We start from the raw sequence: 23,657 nt of genomic DNA on the forward strand, positions 1-23,657 counted from the left end.
GGGAGGACCAACAGCCGTGGCCGTGACCGAACCAGCCCCGGTGGCAGCACCGGCGGCGCACGAGGGGATCCTGCGCCGCCAGTCGCTGCGCGAATCCGCCGCCCGTACCTATGCGCGTTCACTGCCGATCGTGCCGGTGCGCGCCCGTGGGATGACCATCGAAGGCGCGGACGGGCGGCGATACCTCGACTGTCTCTCCGGAGCCGGCACCCTGGCGCTCGGGCACAACCATCCGGTGGTTCTGGAGGCGATCAGGAAGGTGATCGACTCGGGCGCACCGCTGCATGTGCTCGACCTCGCCACCCCCGTGAAGGACGCCTTCACCACGGAGCTGTTCGCCACCCTGCCGCGGCAGTTCGCTGACAACGCCCGGATCCAGTTCTGCGGACCTGCCGGTACGGACGCCGTCGAGGCAGCGTTCAAACTGGTCCGTGCCGCGACCGGCCGCAGCGGACTCCTCGCCTTCACCGGCGCCTACCACGGGATGACGGCAGGAGCCCTTGCCGCCTCGGGCGGTGCCGAGGACGTACGGGTGACACGTCTGCCCTTCCCGCAGAACTACCGTTGCCCCTTCGGCATCGGCGGCGAGCGCGGCGCCGAGATCGCCGCCCGGTGGACCGAGAACCTCCTGGACGACCCCAAGGGAGGCGCGCCCGCACCGGCCGGGATGATCCTCGAACCGGTACAGGGGGAGGGCGGTGTGAACCCCGCCCCCGACAGCTGGATGCGCCGGATGCGCGAGATCACCGAGACCCGGTCCGTCCCCCTGATCGCCGACGAGGTCCAGACCGGCGTCGGCCGCACCGGCGCCTTCTGGGCGGTCGAGCACAGCGGGATCGTGCCCGATGTGATGGTGCTCTCCAAGGCCATCGGCGGCTCCCTTCCGCTCGCAGTGATCGTCTACCGCTCCGAACTCGACACCTGGCAGCCGGGCGCCCACGCCGGCACCTTCCGGGGCAACCAGCTCGCGATGGCGGCGGGCACGGCCACCCTTGCCTTCGTACGGGAGCACCGCCTCGCCGAGCGCGCCGCGACACTCGGCGCCCGGATGGTCGCACGTCTCCAAGCACTGGCCACGGACCACCCGTCCATCGGAGACGTCCGCGGACGGGGCCTGATGATCGGGGTGGAACTCGTCGACCCCGAGGCCGCTGCGCGGGGCGGCTGCCCTGAGCCACCGCCCGCCCCGGCCCTCGCCGCAGCTGTCCAACAGGAGTGCCTGCGCCGCGGGCTCATCGTCGAACTCGGCGGACGCCACTCCACCGTCGTACGCCTTCTCCCGCCCCTCACCCTCACCGACGAACAGGCAACAGCGGTCGTGGACCGCCTCGCCGACGCCCTGGCGGCCGCCGAGCGCCTGCCGCACCGCCGGACCACGACCGGGTCGATCCGCTGACCCCGGACACCATCACAAGAAAGACCGCCGTGAACCCCACCACCGCACCCCAGGCCGACGGCCCTCCCCCCACCCAGCAGCGAGGAGAGGCCGGACCCACCGGCAACCTCGTCGTCGAGCAGACCACCGTGCCCCGTCAGATGGCGGCACTGCACGATGAGCGGTACGCCCCGACGGCCACGTTCACCGGTGCGGCACCGGCCGACCTCCTCGACCATCCGGATCCGCTGAGGGCCGCCGACACGGCTGGTGTCGAGAATCTGCTCCGCTGCTGGGTCCGGGAGTGCGACCTGCCCCGGCCGGACGGCGACACACTCCGTATCCCACTCCCCGCCAGCGGAACCGCTCTGCTCGTCCCCGTCCTCTACTGGTCCGCCACGGGCTGGCACCGCTTCGGCATGCCTGCCCTGGAGGGGGCACCCGAAGGAGCACCGTCCACCGACGCCGTCACGGTCGCCGCTCTCCTGGGCCGCGAGGCCGACCGCCACGAAGGCGCCGACATGGTCGCCCGGGTCGCCGACTCCGTACAACGGACGGCCGGCTTCATCGCCGAGCGGCGCCGCACCCCCGCCGCTCCGGCCGAAGCGGACCTCTTCCTCACCGCCGAGCAGTCACTTCTCCTCGGACACCCGCTCCACCCCACCCCCAAGAGCCGCGAAGGCCTTTCGGACTCCGAATCCCGCCTCTACTCACCCGAGTTGCACGGCTCCTTCCCGCTGCACTGGATGGCTGTCGACCGGTCCGTGCTGGCCACCGACTCCGCCTGGACCGACGGAGGCCGTCCCGTATCGGCCGCGGAACTGATCACCTCCCATGCCGAAGGACTGCAACTCCCCGACAACACCACACCGATTCCGCTCCATCCGTGGCAGGCCCGCGAACTCGGACACCGGCCCGCAGCCGCCGCCCTGCTCGACGCCGGACTCCTGCATGACCTCGGACCGCACGGGAAGCACTGGTACCCCACCTCATCCGTCCGTACCGTGCATCGGCCCGGTGCCGAGCTCATGCTCAAGCTCTCCCTCGGCGTTCGCATCACCAACTCCCGTCGAGAGAATCTCCGCAAGGAACTCCACCGTGGAGTGGAGGTCCACCGGCTGCTCCGCAGCGGACTCGCCGCGCAGTGGCACGCCGTCCATCCGGGCTTCGACATCGTCCGCGACCCAGCCTGGCTCGCCGTCGACGGCCCGGACGGCGAGCCTGTCGCAGGCCTCGACGTGATGCTGCGCCACAACCCGTTCGGTCCGTACGACGACGCGGTCTGCATCGCCGCGCTCACCGCCCCGCGCCCCTGGCCGGGCCGTGCGGGCATGCACTCACGCCTCGCCGAAATCGTGATCTCCCTGGCCGCTGCCACCGGAAGAGCCGTAGGCGCCGTAGCCACTGAGTGGTTCCTGCGCTACCTCGACCGCGTCGTACGCCCCGTGCTCTGGCTCGACGCCCACGCAGGCGTGGCCCTCGAAGCCCACCAGCAGAACACCCTGGTGCTGCTCGATCCCCACGGCTGGCCCGTCGGCGGCCGGTACCGCGACAATCAGGGCTACTACTTCCGTGAGTCCCACCGTGCGGCACTTGAGCACCGGCTCCCCGGTATCGGATCGGTCAGCGACACCTTCGTCTCCGACGCGGTCACCGACGAGCGCTTTGCCTACTACCTCGGCATCAACAATGTGTTCGGCCTGATCGGAGCCTTCGGTGCCCAGCACCTCGCCGGCGAACACGTGCTCATCGCCGCGTTCCGTCGATTCCTCGGCTCGGCCGCCGCGCTGGGTTCCCCACTGCCCGCACATCTCCTGGAAAACTCCCACCTGCGGTGCAAGGCCAACCTGCTGACCCGGCTGCACGGCCTCGACGAACTCGTCGGGCCTGTCGACACCCAGTCCGTCTACGTCACCATTGCCAACCCCCTGTGTGCCTGAGAGAACATGGCCACCGCCTGAACTGCCGAGAGGAGAGCGACACCGTGGCTCCCGCCGATGCGCACACCGACGCCGGTACCGGCCCTGCTCCACAGGCCGACACGGGCGCCGAGGACACCTTGGACCTGCCGCTCTCCGAAGAACTCCTCGCCCTGTTCGGCGAGGACGCACCCGCCACCGCGACACGCCCCCGGTCGCCGGACGCGTCCGCGTCGTCCGAACCGGACGACGCGGGCCCGGCCACAGGCGCGCAGGCAACCATGAGCAGGCCGGCCGCCTCCGATCTGCTCGACCACCCTGCCGACTGGGGACCGGTCACCACCCCGGCCGGAGGGTTCCAACTCGTCCCCGTGCGACTGGAGCGCGATCTGGCCGTGATCAGCCGCTGGATGAACGACCCCGCAGTCGCCGCATTCTGGGAACTTGCCGGATCCGAATCCGTCACAGCCGACCATCTGCGCCCTCAACTCGACGGCGACGGGCGCAGCGTCCCGTGCCTCGGCGTGCTGGCAGGCGTTCCCATGAGCTACTGGGAGATCTACCGCGCGGATCTCGATCCGCTGGCGCGTCACTACCCCGCTCGACCGCACGACACCGGAATCCACCTCCTCATCGGCGGTGTGAACAACCGCGGACGCGGGGTCGGCACCACCCTGCTCCGGGTCGTCTCCGACCTCGTGCTCGACAGCCGTCCCCGGTGCGCACGTGTTGTGGCAGAGCCCGACCTGCGTAACACCCCTTCTGTCTCCGCCTTCCTCAGCGCGGGCTTCCGCTTCTCCGCGGAAGTCGAACTCCCCGACAAGCGAGCCGCCCTGATGGTCCGCGACCGAACCCACCGTGCCCAGCTGTGAACGATCTGCTGTTTTGCATACACCGCTCGAACCCCATCGGTTTCATCCCGAGGAGTCCCCGTGCCGAAATATCCTGCGAGCCATGATTCAGCGGAGTCTGCCGACCTGCTCAGCACGCCAGAACTGAACCGGACGGTCTGGAACGCAGCCGCCGCCCGACTGCTCGCGAAGATGCTCGGTCAATTCGCCTACGAGGAAGTCATCGCGCCGGTCCGGCAGGCCGTCGGGCGCGATACGTACACCCTCGGGCTCGATGACGGTGGAACCCTGAGCTTCAGCGCCCGACGGGGCGTGTACGGCAGCTGGCACATCGCCCCCGATTCGGTTCTGGAGACGTGCGGGAGCTCCCGGGAGTCTCTGGCCGACTCGACGCGGGACAGCGGCCGGGGCGAGCCTGCCGAGCCACTGCGGGGCCGGAACACCGACACCGTCCCCTTCCGCGACCCGCTGCAGTTCCTCGCCCGCGCCCGCCACCTCCTCGGGATCGACGGTGCCACCCTCGGCCACCTCATCCGCGAGATCACCACCACCCTCGCCGCCGACGCCCGGCTCGACCACACCGCGCTCTCCGCCGCCCGGCTGGCCGATCTCGACTACGCCGAGCTCGAAGGGCACCAGACAGGACACCCCTGGCTCGTTGCCAACAAGGGACGCCTCGGTTTTTCCGCCACCGACGCCTCCCGATACACACCGGAGGCCCGCACGCCGGTCAGGCTGCCGTGGATCGCCGTCTCCACCAGGATCGCCGCCTACCGCGGAGTGACCGGCCTGGCCACACCCGAGCAGCTGTACGTACAGGAACTCGACCCGTCGGTCCGCGACTCCTTCGCCGCCGTGCTCCGCGCCCGCGACCTCGATCCCGGCAGCTATCTGTGTCTTCCCGTGCACCCCTGGCAGTGGGACGAATGGATCGTTCCGGTCTTCGCCCCGGCCATTGCCGCAGGCGACATCGTTCCGCTCCACACCGACGCCGATCTCCGGCTGCCTCAGCAGTCCATCCGCACGTTCACCAACGTGGCCCGCCCCGACCGGCACACCGTCAAACTGCCCCTGTCGATCCTCAACACGCTGGTCTGGCGAGGACTGCCGACCGAACGCACCCTCGCGGCCCCCGCCGTCACCACCTGGGTCCAGGGTCTGCGTGACCGGGACGCCTTTCTGCGCGACACCTGCCAGGTCATCCTGCTCGGCGAGGTGGCCTCCGTGACCGTCGAGCATCCGCTCTACGACCACCTTCCGGAGGCCCCGTACCAGTTCAAGGAAATCCTCGGCGCGATCTGGCGAGAACCCCTCCAGCCCCGGCTCGCGCCGGGCGAACGGGCCCGGACCCTCGCCTCGCTGCTCCACACCGATCCGCAGGGCCGCGCTTTCACGGCCGAGCTCGTCGTCCGCTCGGGGCTCACGCCCACCGCCTGGCTGACCCGGCTCTTCGCCGCGCTGCTCCCGCCGCTGCTGCACTTCCTCTACCGCTACGGCACCGTGTTCTCCCCGCACGGCGAGAACGCCATCGTCGTCTTCGACAATCAGGACGTACCGGTGCGTCTGGCGATCAAGGACTTCGTGGACGATGTGAACATCAGCGCCCAGCCGCTGCCGGAGCATGAGTCGATGCCGCAGGACGTACGCCGCATCCTGCTCACCGAGGAGCCCTCCTTCCTCACCCAGTTCATCCACTCCGGACTGTTCATCGGTGTTTTTCGTTTCCTGTCCCCACTGTGCGAGGAACAGCTGGGAGTTCCGGAGGCCGATTTCTGGTCACTCGTGCGGGCCGAGATCCTGCGGCACCACGCCCGCTTCCCCGAGCTCAAGGAGCGATTCGAGATGTTCGACATGCTGACGCCCCGCATCGAACGTCTCTGTCTGAACCGCAACCGCCTGCATGTGGACGGTTACCGGGACCGCCCCCGGCGCCCGCACGCCGCCATTCACGGGACCGTGCCCAACCCGCTCCACCCCTCCGTCTGAGTCCGGGAGTGATCGCCGTTGTCAGTGGTGCCCCGTAGGCTGGTCGAGCTATGACGAAGCCATCCCTCCCCGAGCTCCTCCACGCCGCCGTGACCGCCGTCGGCGGTACGGAACGGCCCGGCCAGGCCGCCATGGCCGAGGCTGTTGCCGAGGCTGTCGACGACAATGCCCATCTGCTCGTCCAGGCCGGCACCGGCACCGGCAAGTCCCTCGGCTACCTGGTGCCCGCGCTGGCGCACGGGGAGCGCGTCGTGGTGGCGACGGCGACCCTGGCACTGCAGCGCCAGCTCGTGGAGCGCGACCTTCCGCGCACGGTCGACGCCCTGCATCCGTTGCTGCGCCGCCGTCCCCAGTTCGCCATGCTGAAGGGCCGCTCGAACTATCTCTGCCTGCACCGGCTCCATGAAGGAGTGCCCCAGGACGAGGAGGAGGGGCTCTTCGATCAGTTCGAAGCAGCGGCCCCGTCGAGCAAGCTCGGTCAGGATCTGCTTCGGCTGCGGGACTGGTCGGACGAGACCGAGACAGGCGATCGCGACGACCTCACCCCGGGCGTATCCGACCGTGCCTGGGCGCAGGTCTCCGTCTCCTCCCGCGAATGCCTGGGCGCCAGCAAGTGCGCGTACGGCGCGGAGTGTTTCGCGGAGCAGGCCCGTGAGCGTGCCAAGCTCGCCGATGTCGTCGTCACCAATCACGCCCTCCTCGCCATCGATGCCATCGAGGGCGCCCCCGTGCTTCCGCAGCATGAGGTACTGATCGTCGACGAGGCCCATGAGCTGGTCTCCAGGGTCACCGGAGTGGCCACCGGGGAGCTCACCCCCGGCCAGGTCAACCGGGCGGTGCGCCGAGCGGCGAAGCTGGTCAACGAGAAGGCCGCTGACGCCCTGCAGACCGCGTCGGAGGGCTTCGAGAGAGTGATGGAGCTGGCGCTCCCCGGTCGTCTGGAAGAGGTCCCCGAGGATCTCGGCTACGCACTGCTGGCGCTTCGTGACGCCGCGCGCACGGTGATCTCGGCCCTGGGCGCCACCCGGGACAAGTCCGTCCAGGACGAGGACGCCGTCCGGAAGCAGGCACTCGCATCGGTGGAGACGATTCACGGCGTCGCCGAGCGCATCACCCAGGGCTCGGAGTACGACGTCGTCTGGTACGAGCGTCATGACCGCTTCGGCGCCTCTGTGCGGGTCGCCCCGCTCTCCGTATCCGGACTTCTGCGCGAGAAGCTCTTCGCCGAGCGCTCCGTCGTCCTCACCTCTGCCACGCTCAAGCTGGGCGGGGATTTCAACGGGGTGGGGGCGTCGCTCGGACTCGCTCCCGAAGGCACTGCGGGCGACGACATTCCGCAGTGGAAGGGGCTCGACGTCGGGTCGCCGTTCGACTACCCGAAGCAGGGAATCCTGTACGTCGCCAGGCATCTGGCCACGCCCGGTCGGGAGGGTTCTCGCACCGACATGCTGGATGAGCTCGCCGAACTGGTGGAGGCGGCGGGCGGGCGCACCCTCGGGCTGTTCTCGTCCATGCGGGCGGCCCAGGCCGCTGCCGAGGAACTGCGCGGCCGGATCGACAAGCCGATCCTGTTGCAGGGCGAGGAGACCCTCGGAGAGCTGATCAAGAACTTCGCAGCCGATCCCGAGACCTGCCTCTTCGGCACGCTGTCGCTCTGGCAGGGCGTGGATGTGCCCGGGGCCAGCTGCCAGCTGGTGGTCATGGACCGGATCCCGTTCCCACGTCCCGACGACCCGCTGATGAGCGCACGCCAGAAGGCGGTTGAGGAGGCTGGAGGCAATGGATTCATGGCCGTCGCGGCGACGCATGCCGCGCTGCTGATGGCTCAGGGCGCCGGCCGGCTCGTACGGGCCACGGGCGACAAGGGAGTGGTCGCGGTGCTCGATCCGCGGCTGGCCAACGCCCGGTACGGCAGCTATCTGCGCGCCTCGCTGCCCGATTTCTGGTACACCACCGACCGCAACCAGGCGCGCCGCTCACTCGCGGCTATCGACGCGGCAGCCAAGGCCAACGACCAGTAGCCCGCCCCGGGTGTCCGGCGGGCACAAGCAGGGCCCCGGGATCGGCGCAGTGGATCCCGGGGCCCGGTCGGAACCGGCGAGTCTTCACACCCGCCGCAGTACCGCCACCACCTTGCCGAGAATGGTCGCCTCGTCGCCCGGGATCGGCTGGTACGCGGAGTTGTGCGGGAGCAGCCACACATGGCCGTCCTCCCGCTTGAAGCGCTTGACCGTGGCCTCGCCGTCCAGCATGGCTGCCACGATGTCGCCGTTCTCCGCGACGGGCTGGCGGCGCACGGTGACCCAGTCACCGTCACAGATCGCCGCCTCGATCATCGAGTCACCGACGACCTTGAGGACAAAGAGCTCTCCGTCACCGACCAGCTGGCGGGGGAGCGGGAAGACGTCCTCGACCGATTCCTCGGCGAGGATCGGGCCGCCGGCTGCGATCCGACCGACCAGCGGCACATACGACGCCGCGGGCTTTCCCGTTGTGTCGGTGGGCTGCGAGCTGGGCTGGTCCGAACCGCGGACCTCGTACGCCCGCGGGCGATGTGGGTCGCGACGCAGGAAACCCTTACGCTCCAGGGCCATCAGCTGATGGGCGACGGAGGACGTGCTGGACAGGCCCACTGCCTGACCGATCTCCCGCATCGAGGGCGGGTAGCCACGCCGCTGCACGGAGTCCCGGATCACCTCGATAACTCGCCGCTGCCGGTCCGTGAGCCCCGAGCTGTCCGCCCGGATACCTGGAGGTCGACCGGGCAACGAGCGCGCCGGGCGCACGGGCTCTGGCCCCTCCGTGTTCGTGACTGAGTCATTCATGGCATGCACCGGCTCGAGTCGGCTCTGGGAGCGGTCCTGGGCAGTGATGGTGGCACTGTCTGCGGTGGTGGTCACGTCGGCCCCTCTCGAATGGTCTCCCTAGCTGGACAACGGTAGTAGCTTTCGAAAGGTTGCGCCAAACACACGTTCGAGTGAAAAACGAATAAAAGTCTGTCGTGTGTTCACTGCTGGGTGTATGAGCAAAGGCTGGAGTGACCGGGATCCTGCTTGGGCCGACCTCTTGGGCCGACCGGCAATTCGGACTATTACGGTAGCGTTCGCCGGCGCGGCATCGCCATGCGGGGTGGCCTCCGCGTCGTTGTCCGAGTCTGACAGCGGGAGCCCCGCAATCCTGGCAGCCGCGCGGTTCCCGTAACCTCGTGCTCGGCCGTACGCTGCCTGCGGTCCGCCCGCGATGCGCGACACGCGCTAGGGCTGAATGAGCGGCCAAACCCAAGATCTAGTGGTTGGATTGTTCCAGCCGCCCAGAAGTTGTGGTCCCTCGTCCGCCGGGGGTGCGGCCATCGCCTATGCTTGTGACTGCTTCGAGGGGTCCTGACGGGCCCTGAAGAGGCTATTCAGTCGTGCTGTGAAGGAGGGTTGGGAGCCATGCACTGCCCCTTCTGCAGGCACCCCGACAGCCGGGTCGTCGACAGTCGCACCACCGATGACGGCACGTCGATCCGCCGTCGCCGTCAGTGCCCCGACTGCTCCCGCCGTTTCACGACGGTGGAGACCTGCTCGCTGATGGTGGTGAAGCGCAGCGGTGTGACCGAACCCTTCAGTCGTACCAAGGTCATCTCCGGTGTGCGCAAGGCATGCCAGGGGCGGCCGGTCACCGAGGATGCCCTCGCCAAGCTCGGCCAGCGGGTCGAGGAGGCGGTGCGTGCCACCGGCAGCGCCGAGCTGACCACCCATGACGTGGGTCTGGCCATCCTCGGCCCCCTGCAGGAACTCGACCTCGTCGCGTATCTGCGTTTCGCGTCCGTGTACCGGGCGTTCGACACACTCGAAGACTTCGAGGCCGCCATCGCGGAACTCCGCGAACGGCGGCCTCCCGTGGAGGAGCGCGGGAGGGGCGAGACCCTTGAGGTCCCCGTTCCCGCCGTCGCCGCCGACTGAGCGGCACCGGCCGATCGACACAGGTCCGTGGATCGGCGACAGGGCGGCTGTATATAGACCTGCTCCGGGTGCTGTGCGTGGCACCCGGAGCATCAGAGACAGACTGTGCCCCGGGAAGTTCTGGGCACTTCAGGGCGTTTTTGCCCACATATGGGAGGCGGCATGACAGAGACGGCGAGCGGCCCGGCACGAGGTTCCCGAGCCAAGGGATCCAAGTCGAGCAAGGGTCTGCGTATCGAGCGCATCCACACCACCCCCGGCGTACATCCGTACGACGAGGTGGCGTGGGAGCGCCGTGACGTCGTCATGACCAACTGGCGCGACGGCTCGATCAACTTCGAGCAGCGTGGCGTCGAGTTCCCCGACTTCTGGTCGGTGAACGCGGTCAACATCGTCACCAGCAAGTACTTCCGCGGGGCCGTCGGCACCCCGCAGCGCGAGACCGGTCTGCGACAGCTCATCGACCGGATCGTGAAGACGTACCGCAAGGCCGGCGAGGACCACGGCTACTTCGCCTCTCCCGCGGACGCCGAGATCTTCGAGCACGAGCTGGCATACGCCCTCCTGCACCAGATCTTCAGCTTCAACTCGCCGGTCTGGTTCAACGTCGGAACGCCCCAGCCGCAGCAGGTCTCCGCCTGTTTCATCCTGGCCGTCGACGACTCCATGGAGTCGATCCTCGACTGGTACAAGGAAGAGGGCATGATCTTCAAGGGAGGTTCCGGCGCCGGCCTGAACCTCTCCCGCATCCGCTCCTCCAAGGAGCTGCTTTCCTCCGGGGGCAACGCCTCCGGCCCGGTCTCCTTCATGCGCGGTGCCGACGCCTCCGCCGGAACGATCAAGTCCGGTGGCGCCACCCGACGCGCGGCCAAGATGGTCATTCTCGACGTCGACCACCCCGACATCGAGAACTTCATCGAGACCAAGGTGAAGGAAGAGGAGAAGATCCGCGCCCTGCGCGACGCGGGCTTCGACATGGACCTGGGCGGCGACGACATCACGTCCGTCCAGTACCAGAACGCCAACAACTCGGTCCGTGTGAACGACGAGTTCATGAAGGCCGTCGAGTCCGGTGGCAAGTTCGGGCTGCGCGCCCGGATGACCGGTGACGTCATCGAAGAGGTCGAGGCCAAGTCCCTCTTCCGCAAGATGGCCGAGGCGGCCTGGGCCTGTGCCGACCCGGGCATCCAGTACGACGACACGATCAACCAGTGGCACACGTGCCCGGAGTCCGGCCGGATCAACGGCTCGAACCCCTGCAGCGAGTACATGCACCTGGACAACACCTCGTGCAACCTGGCCTCGCTGAACCTGATGAAGTTCCTCAAGGACGACGGCAAGGGCAATCAGTCCTTCGAGTCCGAGCGCTTCGCCAAGGTCGTCGAGCTGGTCATCACCGCGATGGACATCTCCATCTGCTTCGCCGACTTCCCGACCCAGAAGATCGGCGAGAACACCCGCGCCTTCCGTCAGCTCGGTATCGGTTACGCCAACCTCGGCGCTCTGCTGATGGCGACCGGCCACGCCTACGACAGCGACGGCGGCCGCGCCCTCGCCGGTGCCATCACCTCGCTGATGACCGGCACCTCGTACAAGCGCTCCGCCGAGCTCGCCGCGGTCGTGGGCCCGTACGACGGCTACGCCCGCAACGCCGAGCCGCACCAGCGCGTCATGAAGCAGCACGCCGACGCCAACGCCGTGGCCGTCCACATGGACGACCTGGACAACCCGATCTGGGCGGCCGCCACGGAGGCCTGGCAGGATGTGATCCGCCTCGGCGCGAAGAACGGTTTCCGCAACGCGCAGGCCTCGGTCATCGCCCCCACCGGCACCATCGGTCTCGCGATGTCCTGCGACACCACCGGCCTCGAGCCCGACCTCGCCCTGGTCAAGTTCAAGAAGCTGGTCGGCGGCGGCTCGATGCAGATCGTCAACGGCACCGTCCCGCAGGCCCTGCGCCGCCTGGGCTACCAGGAGGAGCAGATCGAGGCGGTCGTCGCCCACATTGCCGAGCACGGCAATGTCATCGACGCCCCCGGTCTGAAGACCGAGCACTACGAGGTCTTCGACTGCGCGATGGGCGAGCGTTCCATCTCCGCGATGGGCCACGTGCGCATGATGGCCGCGATCCAGCCGTGGATCTCCGGCGCGCTCTCCAAGACGGTGAACCTGCCGGAGACGGCCACCGTCGAGGACGTCGAAGAGGTCTACTTCGAGGCGTGGAAGATGGGCGTCAAGGCGCTCGCGATCTACCGCGACAACTGCAAGGTCGGCCAGCCGCTCTCCGCGAAGACCAAGGAGAAGGAGAAGGCCGAGGTCACCGCCAAGGCCGAAGGCACCATCCGTGCCGCGGTCGAGAAGGTCGTCGAGTACCGCCCGGTCCGTAAGCGCCTCCCCAAGGGCCGTCCCGGCATCACCACCTCGTTCACGGTGGGCGGCGCCGAGGGCTACATGACCGCCAACTCCTACCCGGACGACGGTCTCGGTGAGGTCTTCCTGAAGATGTCCAAGCAGGGCTCCACCCTCGCGGGCATGATGGATGCCTTCTCCATCGCAGTCTCGGTCGGTCTGCAGTACGGCGTTCCGCTGGAGACGTACGTCTCGAAGTTCACCAACATGCGCTTCGAGCCGGCCGGTATGACGGACGACCCGGATGTGCGGATGGCGCAGTCGATCGTCGACTACATCTTCCGCCGCCTCGCGCTGGACTTCCTGCCCTTCGAGACCCGCTCGGCACTCGGCATCCACTCGGCCGAGGAGCGCCAGCGGCACCTCGACACCGGTTCGTACGAGCCCTCCCTGGAGGACGACGAGCTGGACGTCGAAGGCCTGGCCCAGTCCGCCCCGCTGCGGACGGAGCCTCTGAAGGCGGTGGCCGCCGTGCAGGAGGCCGAGAAGCCGGCCCCGAAGACGGCGCACACCTCGGCGGAGCTCGTCGAGATGCAGCTGGGCATCAGCGCGGACGCGCCGCTCTGCTTCTCCTGCGGTACGAAGATGCAGCGCGCCGGATCCTGCTACATCTGCGAGGGCTGCGGCTCGACCAGCGGTTGCAGCTGACACTCGGCGCCATCGCGTGGGACACAACGTCCGACGTAGCCTGCGCGCCTAGCTGATCAGCAGCTCGCACGAAGGGGACCGACCGATGGTCGGTCCCCTTCGTCGTGCCGCTCCTGGGCAGGTACGGGACGTGTGCTGGGTGGACGCGCCCTGTGACGTGTCACGTTCCGGGCGTACGGCTTCCCATCATTCCGGCGAACGAATCGGGGTCCCCGTCGAAGCCCCGGACCGATCCGTGGAACTCCCAGCTGCCGGAGGCACCGCGGATGAACTCGGCGACGGTTGCCGCGGTGGCGGCGCCGACCGCGGAGAAGTCGTCCTCTGCGAGATTCGTGTAGCCCTCCCGAATCTGAACGCCGGTGTTCGCTATTTCGGCGAATGTCCTGCGGCCGTCGCGCTGCTGAATGGCGACTCCGACGACGACCCGGGTGTACGTGGCCGACAACCGGTCCAGTTCCAGAGTCATGACCTCGTCGAAACCGAGGCCCTGGCCGGTCCTGCTGTCGCGGTTGAGGGTGATGGTGCCGTCCGGGGAGCGGCTGTCGAAGTGCACGAGATATGCAGGGCTGCCGTACGGCGCCTCGGCGAGGTAGGTCGCCGCGATGATGTCGAGGTCATGGGCCGGGGCACCCGGAGGGCTGGGATCCCATTTGAGCCTGACTTCGACCTTCTCTATGTCCTTGTTGGGCGTGCTCATCGGACTTGCCTCCCTGGCTTGCCGCTGGGCCGTCGTCGGGCTGTTCACACCACCCGATCATGTCCGTAACCGACCGTGGATCCAACCGGCTTGGCCGTCGGCGACGGAATCGGGCCATTGCCGGTCAGGCGATTCAGTGCGGAATCCGGCGCGGTGGTCTCTGGCGGACCTCTTCCCGGAATATCTCGATGGCGCTGCTGACCTGTCGGATGAGGTGGGTGTGCTCGATGCGGTCGAGATAGAGGCAGTTGCGGGCCACTCCGTCCAGCTCGAAGGCGAAGCAGAGCGTCATCAGCGGGTTGATGAAGAGTTCGCTGCCACGGGTGCGCGAGGTGAACTGGGCGTCTCCGAAGGCTCCCTGGACTGCTGCGGCAATCGATCCGTTGACGATGCTGGGGTGGTCAGGGGTGTGGTGCTGAGCGTGTGCCACCGCATCGACGAAGAGGGCGCCTTCGCGTGTCGTACGGGATATGGAGAATGCGCCGAGGAAGGAACCGTCGCGTTCGAGGGTGGCGATGTTCTCCAGCACGAGGCCGTGGCTCACCCCGTGATAGGCGTCGATACCGAAGCCGATGGACACAACCAGGCGTTCCGGTACGTCGATTGCGGCGAGTGCCGCGACGCTGGTCAGGTCCTCCTCCGGTGTGCCGAGGCCGGATTCGTCGCCGCGCATCAGGATGTCCGTACCGCCGTCGACCAGGACGACCGCATCGATGTCATATTTCTCGATCAACGCGCGGTAGGCGGCACGCAGGGGTTGCACGCCCACTCGGGAGAAGGCGTGCACACTGCTCGGGTAGCCGTGCAGGGCGAGCCACTGGGCGAGGGTGCGTTCCGGGAAGTAGGCCTGGTGGAGGGCCGTTTCGGGGGTGATGACGGCGACGTCCGGCGCGAGCCAGGCGTCGATGGGCAGCCCTTCGAGAGCACTGAACGACAGATTGGCGAGCTGGACGTGCCTGCCCTGGTGGAGCAGGGAGAGCGCGATGGGGAGCCCCGCATAGATGTCGAAGCCGCCGCCGGCCCCTGCGACGAGGATGCGTTCTGCGGATTCGAGTCGGGAGAACAGGGAGTTGGTGTGCAACGAGGCCATGGAGATCATTCTGCGATTCACGGCCACTGATTCGGGCGTACTCCAGCAGAGCGTGACCCGTGCCACGTTCGGCACCGTACGATGGCGCGGTGCTGGTCAAGTGGATTCGTTGCACCGTGGTGGACCGTCGAGGTTTTGAGCGGGGACAGCGAAAGTGGGCGGGGCTGCTGGGTGAGCCGGGGTTCAGGGGACAGGGCGGCGGGTGGAGTCGAGGGCGTCCGGAAGTGGCCCACGTCTTTGCTTTCTGGGAGAACCGCGTCTTCTACGACTCGTTCATGGCGCGCGCGCACGACCGACTGGCTGCCGAGCAGTCCGGCACGTACAGCAGCATCCAGGTCAAGCTGTTCGAGTACCGCTTCGATGTGAAGACCGGCTTTGATCCCTGCTTCACCGATGCGGATGTCGTCAGGGTGGCGCACAGCAAGGTGCACGAGGACCGGGTCGAGCATTTCGCATTGATGCAGGAGAGGGTGTGGAATCCGGCAATGGCCGGATCACCGGGCATGCTGCGAGGGGTGTTCGGGGAGGCGCCGGGGCACGAGTTCCTCGTGTTGTCCATGTGGCAGTCGAGCGCCGAGCGTGGCAAGTATCGGGCGGGGAGCATCGAGCGGCTGACTCAACGGGCGCGGACCGAGGACGATGTGGCGGCGGTGGCGGGAGATGTCGTGCAGCTTGAGCCGTCCTGGACGGTGTGAACGGCCGACACGGATCGGTGTGGCGGGGACAGTGCGCCGGGGGCGATTCGACTGCTGATCATGCAGGTTCGGCCGAGATGGGCGGGGTCGAGATGGGTGGAGTACTGAAGACACCCGCTCGGGCAGCTGCGAGGGCAGCGTCGGCAGCCCGGGCGGCCAGCGTCTCGTCGATGGGCTCGCGGGTGACGAACAGCCTGAAGAACAAGGGCGAGGCAACGGCCCTGATCAGCGCTCCCCCATCCGTCTGCCGGTCCAGTTCGTTGCGGGCGACGGCGCGCGCGACGATCACCTCGCAGCGGGCGAACCGCTCCGAGTAGAAGGCGCTCAGCGCTTCGGCGGCGCGCTGGGACTGGAAGGCCGCGGCGATGAACGCGGTCGGTGCGGCCGCTGCGGCAGGGTCCGTGAAGGCGTCGGCTGTCGTGTGCGCCAGGGCGCGCAGATCTCCTTCCAGACTTCCGGTGTCGGGCGGTGTCCAGCCGTCCTCTCCAGCCAGGTCCAGGGCGTCCACGACGAGCCCTTCGAGGTTTCCCCAGCGGCGGTAGAGGGTCGTCTTGTGGACGCCGGAGTGCTCCGCGACGTATTCGACGGTGAGGCCTGGGTAGCCGTGCTCGACCAGGCCGGTGAGGACAGCATCCCGGACAGCCGCGCGGGTCCGAGCGGTGCGACCGCCCGGGCGGCGGGTGCCGGGGGCGAGCGGGACTGCCGGAACATCGGTCTCCGGGGCGGCTTCCTGCCCGGCCTTCCCGACGGATCCCTGTCCAGTCAATTGCTACTCCTGTTGCGTTAGTGCGTTCCAGTCTGCCACACTCGCCTTAATGCGACATTGATTGCGTTTATTCGCGGTCGCGAGGCGGGCCGAGTACTTCCCGGTCGTTCCCCGCCGGTTGCCGCTGTTTCCGTTGCTTGTTGGTTGTCCGCGTCCGGAGGTGCCCTTGCCCACACAGATCTCTCTGCACGCCGTGACCGTGTCCCGAGGTGAACGGCTGTTGCTCGACGATGTCTCGCTGGCCGTGCGCCCAGGTGAGCGGATCGGCATCGTGGGGGAGAACGGCGCGGGGAAGACGACGCTGCTTCGCCTGCTCGCCGGCCTCGAACCGCCCGCTTCCGGTAGTGCGTTCACAGCCGCCGTCCGCGGCACGGGTCTGCTGGCCCAGACTCCACGGCTGCCGCCCGACAGCACGGTCCAGGACACGATCGACGACGCCCTGGCGGAACTGCGCACCATGGAGCGGAGGTTACGGGAAGCCGAGGCGGAGCTCGGCACGGCCGACAGCGCCGCGCTGGCCGCCTACGGGGACTTGCTCACGGCGTTCGAGTTGCGCGGGGGATATGAAGCGGACGCGCGCGTCGAAAAGGCGATGCACGGCCTCGGACTGGCACACATACAGCCGGCCAGGAGGCTCGGCAGTCTCTCCGGCGGTGAGCAGGCACGGCTCGGCATCGCCTGCCTGATAGCGGCGTCCCCCGAGGTGATGCTGCTCGACGAACCCACCAATCACTTGGACGGAGCCGCTCTCGAATGGCTGGAGGGTGCCCTGTTGTCCCATCCCGGCACGGTGATCGCCGTGTCCCATGACCGGATCTTCTTGGAACGCGTGGCCACAGCAGTCCTGGAGGTCGACTCCGACCGCCGGACGGTTGTGCGCTACGGCGGTGGATACGCGGGATTCCGGAGAGAGCAGAACGCGGCGCGGCGGCGCTGGGAACAGTCCTATGTGCAGTGGTGCGAAGAGACGGCGCAACTGGAGGAGTACACGGCGACCACGGCTCATGGTGTCGCGGCCGGCCGCACCATCAAGGACAACAACAAGATGGCGTACGACCGGGCTGCGGGCCGGGTCCAGGCCTCGGTGTCCGGGCGGATCCGCAATGCTCGCAAGCGTCTGGAGCGTCTGAGGGAGGAGCCTGTCCCCAGGCCGCCGGACCCGTTGCGCTTCACCGCTCGGCCCACGGCCGGCGCGACCGAGGGGGAGCTGGTGTCCCTTACGGACGTACGGGTCGGTGATCGGCTCGCAGTCGAGCGGCTGTGCGTGGCGGCAGGCGAGAGACTGCTGATTCACGGCGGCAACGGAGCAGGGAAATCCACTCTGCTCCGTGTCATGGCAGGCGTACTCGAACCGGACGCGGGCCGAGTCGTCCGGCGGGGTGGAATCGGCTATCTCGCGCAGGAAATACCCATGCACCGCCCGGCGGAGCGTGTGCTCGCGGCATTCGGCCGAGGACTGGCGCTCACCGACGAAGAGCGGGCGGAACTGCTGCTCTCGTACGGACTGTTCAGGCCCCGGGATCTCCAGGTGCCGGTCGGATCGCTTTCCGCGGGGCAGCGCAGACGGCTCGCCCTCGCCCGTCTGCTGGCCCGGCCCGCGGACCTGCTGCTGCTCGACGAGCCCGCGAATCATCTGGCACTCGGACTCGTGCAGGAGCTGGAAGAAGCTCTGACTCTCTGGCAGGGCGCGCTGGTGGTGGTCTCCCACGACCGGCTGCTGCGCCGTCGCTTCACCGGCGACATTCGTCGGATGGATTCCGGACAACTGCTCGAATGAACCGCAGTCGATCTAGGGTCGGTACATGGCACGACCGCAACGCATTGTCCTCGTCCGGCACGGGGAGTCCGAAGGCAACGAGGATGACACGGTGTACGAGCGTGAGCCGGACCATGCACTGAGGCTCACCGCGACAGGACTGCGGCAGGCCAGGGAGGCGGGCGTGCGGCTGCGCGAGCTGTTCGACGGCGAGCAGGTCAGCGTGTATGTCTCGCCCTATCGCCGCACACACGAGACGTTCAGGTCCTTCGGGCTGGACCTTGAGCGGGTGCGTGTGAGAGAGGAGCCGCGGCTGCGGGAGCAGGACTGGGGGAACTGGCAGGACCGCGATGACGTGAGGCTGCAGAAGGCATACCGGGATGCCTACGGTCACTTCTTCTACCGCTTCGCGCAGGGAGAGTCCGGGGCCGATGTGTACGACAGGGTCGGGGCCTTTCTGGAAAGTCTGCACCGCAGCTTCGAAGCCCCCGACCACCCGCCGAATGTTCTGCTGGTCACGCACGGACTGACCATGCGTTTGTTCTGCATGCGCTGGTTCCACTGGTCGGTGGCCGAGTTCGAGTCACTGTCCAATCCGGGCAACGGGGAGACCCGGACACTGATACTCGGAGAGGACGGGCGCTACACCCTGGACCGGCCGTTCGAGCGCTGGCGTACTCCTGAGCCGTACGGCATCACCGGATAGAGTGGAAGAGCGATGACAACCGCTGACTCTGCTTCCGACCAACGTTTCGAACGCGCCCTGGCCAGCCTGCGAGGGCTGTCCGTGGGGGACGCACTGGGTTCCCAGTTCTTTGTGCCCGCCAACTATCCGCTGCTGAAGCAGCGCGAACTTCCCCCCGGCCCCTGGCAGTGGACGGACGACACCGAGATGGCTTCATCGGTGCTGGCCGTGCTGGCGGGTCACGAGCGAATCGACCAGGACGCGCTCGCTCGTTCCTTCGCCGAGCATCATGACTTCGACCGGGGATACGGCCCGGCCGTGAACCGGCTGCTCAGGCTGGTACGAGAAGGAGGCGACTGGCGGGAACTGGCGTCGGCGCTGTTCAAGGGCCAGGGCTCCTGGGGCAACGGCTCGGCGATGCGCATTGCGCCGCTCGGCGCCTGGTACGCGGACGATCCGGAGCAGGCCACACACCAGGCCGAGATCTCCTCGTACCCCACGCACCAGCATCGCGAGGCGGTCGTGGGCGCGATGGCGGTTGCGGCCGCAGCCTCTCTGGCGGCGGCGACCGGGGGACCACCCACCCCGACGGAGCTCCTCGACGGCGTGATCGCACTCGTTCCGCGCAGCGCGGTCGGTGCCGGACTGCGCCGGGCACGCGACATGCTCGACTACGGCGATGCCGGGACGGTCGCGGCGGTCCTCGGCAACGGCCGACGTACCAGTGCGCATGACACCGTTCCGTTCGCCCTCTGGTCGGCGGCGCGGAGCCTCGGCGATTTCGAGCAGGCTTTCTGGCTGACGGCCCAAGCGGGCGGCGACGTCGACACGACCTGTGCGATCGTCGGAGGGATCGTGGCAGCGGGCAAGGCGGGCGCACCGCCTGCCGACTGGTCGGCACAGACGGAAGAGCTGCCGGACTGGCTCCCGCAATAGTCCGAAGGCGACGACAGCGCCGCCAACGATGCAACCGCGTCAGCCGGGCCACCCGACTGTCACGGTACTGCCACAGCCCTTCCTCACGCGCTCGGAGACAGCAAGGGGAAGCTACTCTTTCGGCCACGCCGCCCTCGATGATCATCCTGACGGGTGTGCACCGAAATGAGACGCCGGGGTGCCCCCGCGCTGCCCAGCGGCGGTGCGTGCAGACCCCGGTGGGGGAGGGGTCCCATGTCCGATCACACGTCAGAAACGCCCCGGCAGGAAGATGCCCCAGAGCGGTCCGAGCCGTCGGGTCAGGCCGGGACGTCCGAGCCGACCGCATTGGCGAAGGCCCCGCTGCCGGAGTCTCGCGGAGCCGCTACCGAGCCGCCGAAAGTGCCGGCATACGCGCAATCGGGCGGGCAACAGCATTCGCCCAACCCCTGGCAGCCAGGTCAACCCCAGGCCCCCGTGCTCTCGCGGCTGCGCCCGGCCAGGCCCGCCACCATTCAGAGCGCGACGCTGTACTCCGTCCTGGCCACCGCGATACTGAGCGCGCTGCTGCTGGGTGACGGCCTCGGCCTGAATCTGCTGATCGCCGCAGTCCCCGCAGCGCTCGCGGCTTTCTTCGCCGCACAGACGGCCGGTCGCCGCCTCCGCCCATGGACAGCTGTCTGGGCGGTCGGCGGCTTGGCGCTCCTCGCCATCCCGGCCCTTCGGGACGCTGGATGGCCCACTTTCCTCGCCGTTGTGTCGGCCGTCGCGCTGGGCTCACTCGCCCTGCACGGCAGCCGCAGCTGGCTCGGGGTGTTTCTCGGCTCACTGGGCCTGTTCAGCTCCATCGCCGACGGTCTGGCCTGGGGCTGGCGAGGCGTGCGCGAGCGGATGACGGGCTCCCGAGGCCGGTTGGGTGTGGTAGTCCGTACCACTGCGGTGGCGGTCGTCCTGCTCATCGTGTTCGGGGCGCTGTTCGCAAGCGCCGATGCCGCCTTCGCCGATGTGCTCGGCAAGCTGATACCCGATGTGTCGGTGGGCGACAGCCCCTGGCGGTTGTTCCTCTTTGCCGTCGGCCTGATCGGTGCGCTCGCCGCCGCGTACACCGCAGCTGCCCCGGTGCGCTGGGACGGCATCGCCGTTCGTCCGGGGAAGGCACGTGGGCGGCTGGAATGGTCCCTGCCGCTCATCGTGCTGAATCTGCTGTTCGCCGTCTTCATCGCCATCCAGCTCACTGTGCTGCTCGGTGGATACGACAAGGTGATGGCGGAGACCGATCTCAGCTACTCCCAGTACGCCCGGCAGGGTTTCTGGCAGCTTCTCTGGGCCACCCTCCTCACGCTGTTGGTGATCGCACTCGCTCTGCGCTGGTCCCCTCGCGGACGGAGGAGCGACCGCACTCTCGTCCGGAGCGTGCTCGGCGTGCTCTGCTTGCTCACCCTCATCGTCGTGGCGTCCGCGCTGAGGCGCATGGACCTGTACGTCGATGCGTACGGTCTGACGCGGCTTCGAATATCCGTGGCTGCGGTGGAACTCTGGCTGGGCGTGGTGCTGGTCCTGATCATGGCGGCCGGAGTGTTCGGCGCCCGCCTGCTGCCGCGCGCCGTGGCTGCGAGCGCAGCCGTCGCCGTGTTCGCGTTCGGACTGATCTCGCCCGACGGGCTGATCGCGGAGCAGAACGTTCAGCGGTACCGCAGCCACCACTCGATCGACATCGACTACCTCCGGGGCTTGTCGGCCGACGCCGTACCCGCCCTGGACACACTGCCCGAGCCGCTCCGCTCCTGCGCCCTCATGGACATTGAACGGTCGCTGAAAGATTCGGACGATCCCTGGTACGCCACCAGCTGGGGCGAGGCGCGGGCCCAGGACATCCTGGGAAAGCGGAGTTCGAACGATCTGGCGCAGGCATGCAACGCGTCGCGTACGAGCGGCGGAGGCAGTGACCGCGGCGGTGACGGAGACGATCCGTACGACCCCTACGACCCGTACTGACGTGGGCTGACCCGCACAGGTGCAGGCCGAGCCACCGCGGTGCGGCCTGCATCTGCTGTGTGGGGGCTGCGGCGGCGTGCCCAATGCTCTGTGCGACAGGAAGAAGGTCCGCCGTCCCGGCTCGGCGCTGCGTTCCGTGCTTCACGAATGTGATGCAGTCACTGCTGAGCACCTCAGCTGGTGATCCTCAGTCGCGTTTTCCTTGCGCCGGCACAACACTTCGTGAGCACCGCCTCCGTGCGCACAGCTCTTCGGGCGCGTATACCGCAGCAAATTGAACGCCGGGGCCCATGACCGTGTCGCAATCCGCTCTGCGCCTCGGTGTGCGGCCGGGGCGGCCGTCGGGCGCCCCGGGGTGTTGTCGGTCTCCCCATCGGCGTACGCTGACAGGCGCCATGCCGTACGAACCACCCACGCACACCGTCGAGCGCTCACTGCGCGCTACCACTGGTGCCAAGACCGTCGCTGGTGTCGACGAGGTCGGACGCGGAGCGTGGGCGGGACCGGTCACTGTGTGTGCGGCCGTCACCGGTCTTCGCAGACCCCCCGCCGGACTCACCGACTCCAAGCTGATCAGTCCCAAGCGCCGCGCGGAACTGGCCCCGTTGCTGGAGCGCTGGGTCACCGCGTTCGGTCTGGGTGATGCCTCTCCGCAGGAGATCGACGACCTGGGGATGACGGCTGCACTGCGCCTCGCCGCTGTGCGCGCCCTCGAAGCCCTGCCGGTGCGGCCCGACGCGGTGATACTCGATGGCAAACACGACTACCTGGGACGGCCCTGGCAGGTCCGCACAGTGATCAAGGGCGACCAGTCCTGTATCGCGGTCGCGGCTGCTTCGGTGATCGCGAAGGTCCGACGGGACACGATGATGGCCGAACTGGGTGCGGATTCCGGCGAGTACGCCGCCTTCGCCTTCGACGCCAACGCCGGTTACCCGTCGCCCGTGCACAGGGCCGCGCTGGAGGAGTGGGGACCCACACCCCACCACCGCCTCTCGTGGTCCTACCTCGACGCGCTGCCCAGGTGGCAGCACCTCAAGAAGGTCCGCTTCTCCGCCGAGGCGGCTGCACTGGAAAGCGGGGGCCAACTCGGCTTCGACTTCTGATCGCGCACATGTACCCACCCGCTGATGCCTTGCGTGTCGGCGTTTGATAGACAACCACCCATGCCTCTCATCCCCGAGGAGCCTCAGATTCACGAGAGCGTCCAGGGTCCCCGCGTTTCTCCGGCCGCAGGCCGCACCGCGTCGACCCCCCGTCCTGTACCCGGTCCGCGTTCAGCGGCCATGCCGCGCCCCGGTCGCCCGGGACCCGGCCCCGCGAGGCCCGCGCCCCCGGCGCAGCGTCCGCACTCCACCTCCGGCCAGCCGCAGGCGGCCCGGCCGGAGAATCGTTCCGCACCGCAGATCCAGCTGATCCCCGCCTCGGCTGTCGGCGCACTCGACGCTGCCGACGAAGCGGTGGACCTGCTGCTCGACTCCGGACGCGCACCAGGCGACATCCTGGTGCTCACCACTGGCGAGCAGCACCCGTGGGCAGTGCACGAACTCTCCTTCGGCGAGGCCGCCTACTGGGCGCAGCACGAAGCCGGCGATGACGTCTTCTTCGCCGGTGCCGCAGCCACGGAGCGGGTGAAGCCCCGCCCCGTGGTGATCGTCGCCGTCAACGGCGACGGCGGTGACGCCGTTGCCGATGCACTGTCCGGTGCGCGGGAACGTGCCGGTGCCCTGCTGATCGTGTGCGGGGACCCGCAGCGGATCAACGCGGTGCTCGGCGCCGGCGTCTGATCCGTAGGGGACTCAGGGCCGTGGGGGGGGGGGCGGGCCGGCCGGGGGGGGGGGGGCCCCCGGGGCCGCGGGGCCGGGGGGGGGGGCGGGCGGGGGCCCCCCCCCCCCCCCCCCCCCCCCGGGCCCGGCGGGGGAG

General features: G+C 68.5%; 18 protein-coding genes. 14 read left to right on the plus strand and 4 right to left on the minus strand.

Going from position 1 to position 23,657, the window contains the following annotated elements; all coding sequences use genetic code 11:
- Nucleotides 1–16 precede the first annotated feature (16 nt).
- Genes ACFVYE_RS30055 through ACFVYE_RS30075 form a run of 5 tightly spaced genes read left to right on the plus strand, consistent with a single transcriptional unit; the run spans nt 17 to nt 8,152 of the window.
- Nucleotides 17–1,396: a diaminobutyrate--2-oxoglutarate transaminase family protein gene (locus ACFVYE_RS30055; protein ID WP_383975193.1), complete on the plus strand. Its 1,380-nt coding sequence runs from the start codon at nt 17–19 to the stop codon at nt 1,394–1,396.
- Nucleotides 1,397–1,425: 29 nt separating this feature from the next.
- Nucleotides 1,426–3,315, plus strand: coding sequence for an IucA/IucC family protein (locus ACFVYE_RS30060; protein WP_389607737.1), 1,890 nt, complete (start codon nt 1,426–1,428; stop codon nt 3,313–3,315).
- Between the two features lie 44 nt (nt 3,316–3,359).
- Nucleotides 3,360–4,166 (plus strand): GNAT family N-acetyltransferase, encoded by an 807-nt coding sequence (locus ACFVYE_RS30065; RefSeq protein ID WP_383975199.1) that lies wholly within the window; start codon nt 3,360–3,362, stop codon nt 4,164–4,166.
- Nucleotides 4,167–4,226: 60 nt separating this feature from the next.
- The gene (locus tag ACFVYE_RS30070) at nt 4,227–6,131 is read left to right on the plus strand and encodes an IucA/IucC family protein (RefSeq protein WP_383975202.1); all 1,905 of its coding nucleotides are present in this window, start codon (nt 4,227–4,229) and stop codon (nt 6,129–6,131) included.
- Nucleotides 6,132–6,181: 50 nt separating this feature from the next.
- Nucleotides 6,182–8,152 (plus strand): ATP-dependent DNA helicase, encoded by a 1,971-nt coding sequence (locus ACFVYE_RS30075; RefSeq protein ID WP_383975205.1) that lies wholly within the window; start codon nt 6,182–6,184, stop codon nt 8,150–8,152.
- An 84-nt stretch (nt 8,153–8,236) separates the two neighbouring features.
- On the opposite strand, the gene lexA is transcribed toward ACFVYE_RS30075, so the two are convergent.
- A complete protein-coding gene (gene lexA / locus ACFVYE_RS30080) occupies nt 8,237–9,031 on the minus strand; it encodes a transcriptional repressor LexA (protein WP_093898912.1) in 795 nt (264 codons plus the stop codon).
- A 534-nt stretch (nt 9,032–9,565) separates the two neighbouring features.
- Between lexA and nrdR the strand changes: the two genes are divergently transcribed.
- The gene (gene nrdR, locus ACFVYE_RS30085) at nt 9,566–10,078 is read left to right on the plus strand and encodes a transcriptional regulator NrdR (RefSeq protein ID WP_093898913.1); all 513 of its coding nucleotides are present in this window, start codon (nt 9,566–9,568) and stop codon (nt 10,076–10,078) included.
- A 162-nt stretch (nt 10,079–10,240) separates the two neighbouring features.
- Nucleotides 10,241–13,135: a vitamin B12-dependent ribonucleotide reductase gene (locus ACFVYE_RS30090; protein ID WP_383975208.1), complete on the plus strand. Its 2,895-nt coding sequence runs from the start codon at nt 10,241–10,243 to the stop codon at nt 13,133–13,135.
- A 160-nt stretch (nt 13,136–13,295) separates the two neighbouring features.
- Here the strand turns inward: ACFVYE_RS30090 and ACFVYE_RS30095 are convergent, their stop codons facing one another.
- Both ACFVYE_RS30095 and ACFVYE_RS30100 read right to left on the minus strand, forming a co-directional pair.
- Nucleotides 13,296–13,832 carry a TerD family protein gene (locus tag ACFVYE_RS30095; protein WP_383976742.1) on the minus strand — a complete coding sequence of 179 codons (537 nt, stop codon included), beginning with the start codon at nt 13,830–13,832 and terminating at the stop codon, nt 13,296–13,298.
- A 133-nt stretch (nt 13,833–13,965) separates the two neighbouring features.
- A complete protein-coding gene (locus ACFVYE_RS30100) occupies nt 13,966–14,922 on the minus strand; it encodes a DUF1152 domain-containing protein (RefSeq protein WP_383976741.1) in 957 nt (318 codons plus the stop codon).
- Nucleotides 14,923–15,011: 89 nt separating this feature from the next.
- Here ACFVYE_RS30100 and ACFVYE_RS30105 point away from each other — a divergent pair, with 89 nt between their 5' ends.
- Nucleotides 15,012–15,617: a YdbC family protein gene (locus tag ACFVYE_RS30105; RefSeq protein ID WP_389607738.1), complete on the plus strand. Its 606-nt coding sequence runs from the start codon at nt 15,012–15,014 to the stop codon at nt 15,615–15,617.
- Between the two features lie 58 nt (nt 15,618–15,675).
- Here ACFVYE_RS30105 and ACFVYE_RS30110 read toward each other — a convergent pair whose 3' ends face one another.
- Nucleotides 15,676–16,383, minus strand: coding sequence for a TetR/AcrR family transcriptional regulator (locus ACFVYE_RS30110; RefSeq protein ID WP_383976739.1), 708 nt, complete (start codon nt 16,381–16,383; stop codon nt 15,676–15,678).
- Nucleotides 16,384–16,549: 166 nt separating this feature from the next.
- On the opposite strand from ACFVYE_RS30110, the gene ACFVYE_RS30115 reads away from it, so the two are divergent.
- From ACFVYE_RS30115 to ACFVYE_RS30140, 6 genes are all read left to right on the plus strand, one after another.
- A complete protein-coding gene (locus ACFVYE_RS30115) occupies nt 16,550–18,160 on the plus strand; it encodes an ABC-F family ATP-binding cassette domain-containing protein (RefSeq protein ID WP_389607739.1) in 1,611 nt (536 codons plus the stop codon).
- A gap of 25 nt (nt 18,161–18,185) precedes the next feature.
- Complete coding sequence (locus ACFVYE_RS30120; RefSeq protein WP_389607740.1) at nt 18,186–18,845, plus strand: histidine phosphatase family protein; 660 nt, start codon at nt 18,186–18,188, stop codon at nt 18,843–18,845.
- 12 nt (nt 18,846–18,857) lie between these two features.
- Entirely contained in the window at nt 18,858–19,760 is a 903-nt protein-coding gene (locus ACFVYE_RS30125) for an ADP-ribosylglycohydrolase family protein (RefSeq protein ID WP_383976734.1), read from the plus strand.
- A 234-nt stretch (nt 19,761–19,994) separates the two neighbouring features.
- The gene (locus ACFVYE_RS30130) at nt 19,995–21,734 is read left to right on the plus strand and encodes a DUF4153 domain-containing protein (protein WP_383976732.1); all 1,740 of its coding nucleotides are present in this window, start codon (nt 19,995–19,997) and stop codon (nt 21,732–21,734) included.
- Between the two features lie 395 nt (nt 21,735–22,129).
- Nucleotides 22,130–22,840: a ribonuclease HII gene (locus ACFVYE_RS30135; protein WP_383976730.1), complete on the plus strand. Its 711-nt coding sequence runs from the start codon at nt 22,130–22,132 to the stop codon at nt 22,838–22,840.
- Between the two features lie 60 nt (nt 22,841–22,900).
- Nucleotides 22,901–23,521 (plus strand): hypothetical protein, encoded by a 621-nt coding sequence (locus ACFVYE_RS30140; RefSeq protein ID WP_383976728.1) that lies wholly within the window; start codon nt 22,901–22,903, stop codon nt 23,519–23,521.
- Nucleotides 23,522–23,657: the final 136 nt, after the last annotated feature.

The sequence above is a fragment of the Streptomyces sp. NPDC058239 genome (genome assembly GCF_042882185.1).
In the GTDB taxonomy this organism is placed as follows: Bacteria; Actinomycetota; Actinomycetes; order Streptomycetales; family Streptomycetaceae; genus Streptomyces.

What these genes read in the sequence shown, in the direction of transcription:
- ACFVYE_RS30100 (WP_383976741.1), bottom strand. Translation starts at nt 14,922, where the DNA reads ATGGCCTCGTTGCACACCAACTCCCTGTTCTCCCGACTCGAATCCGCA.
- nrdR (WP_093898913.1), top strand. Translation starts at nt 9,566, where the DNA reads ATGCACTGCCCCTTCTGCAGGCACCCCGACAGCCGGGTCGTCGACAGT.
- ACFVYE_RS30095 (WP_383976742.1), bottom strand. Translation starts at nt 13,832, where the DNA reads ATGAGCACGCCCAACAAGGACATAGAGAAGGTCGAAGTCAGGCTCAAA.
- ACFVYE_RS30120 (WP_389607740.1), top strand. Translation starts at nt 18,186, where the DNA reads ATGGCACGACCGCAACGCATTGTCCTCGTCCGGCACGGGGAGTCCGAA.
- ACFVYE_RS30140 (WP_383976728.1), top strand. Translation starts at nt 22,901, where the DNA reads ATGCCTCTCATCCCCGAGGAGCCTCAGATTCACGAGAGCGTCCAGGGT.
- ACFVYE_RS30125 (WP_383976734.1), top strand. Translation starts at nt 18,858, where the DNA reads ATGACAACCGCTGACTCTGCTTCCGACCAACGTTTCGAACGCGCCCTG.
- ACFVYE_RS30075 (WP_383975205.1), top strand. Translation starts at nt 6,182, where the DNA reads ATGACGAAGCCATCCCTCCCCGAGCTCCTCCACGCCGCCGTGACCGCC.
- ACFVYE_RS30135 (WP_383976730.1), top strand. Translation starts at nt 22,130, where the DNA reads ATGCCGTACGAACCACCCACGCACACCGTCGAGCGCTCACTGCGCGCT.
- ACFVYE_RS30090 (WP_383975208.1), top strand. Translation starts at nt 10,241, where the DNA reads ATGACAGAGACGGCGAGCGGCCCGGCACGAGGTTCCCGAGCCAAGGGA.
- ACFVYE_RS30130 (WP_383976732.1), top strand. Translation starts at nt 19,995, where the DNA reads ATGTCCGATCACACGTCAGAAACGCCCCGGCAGGAAGATGCCCCAGAG.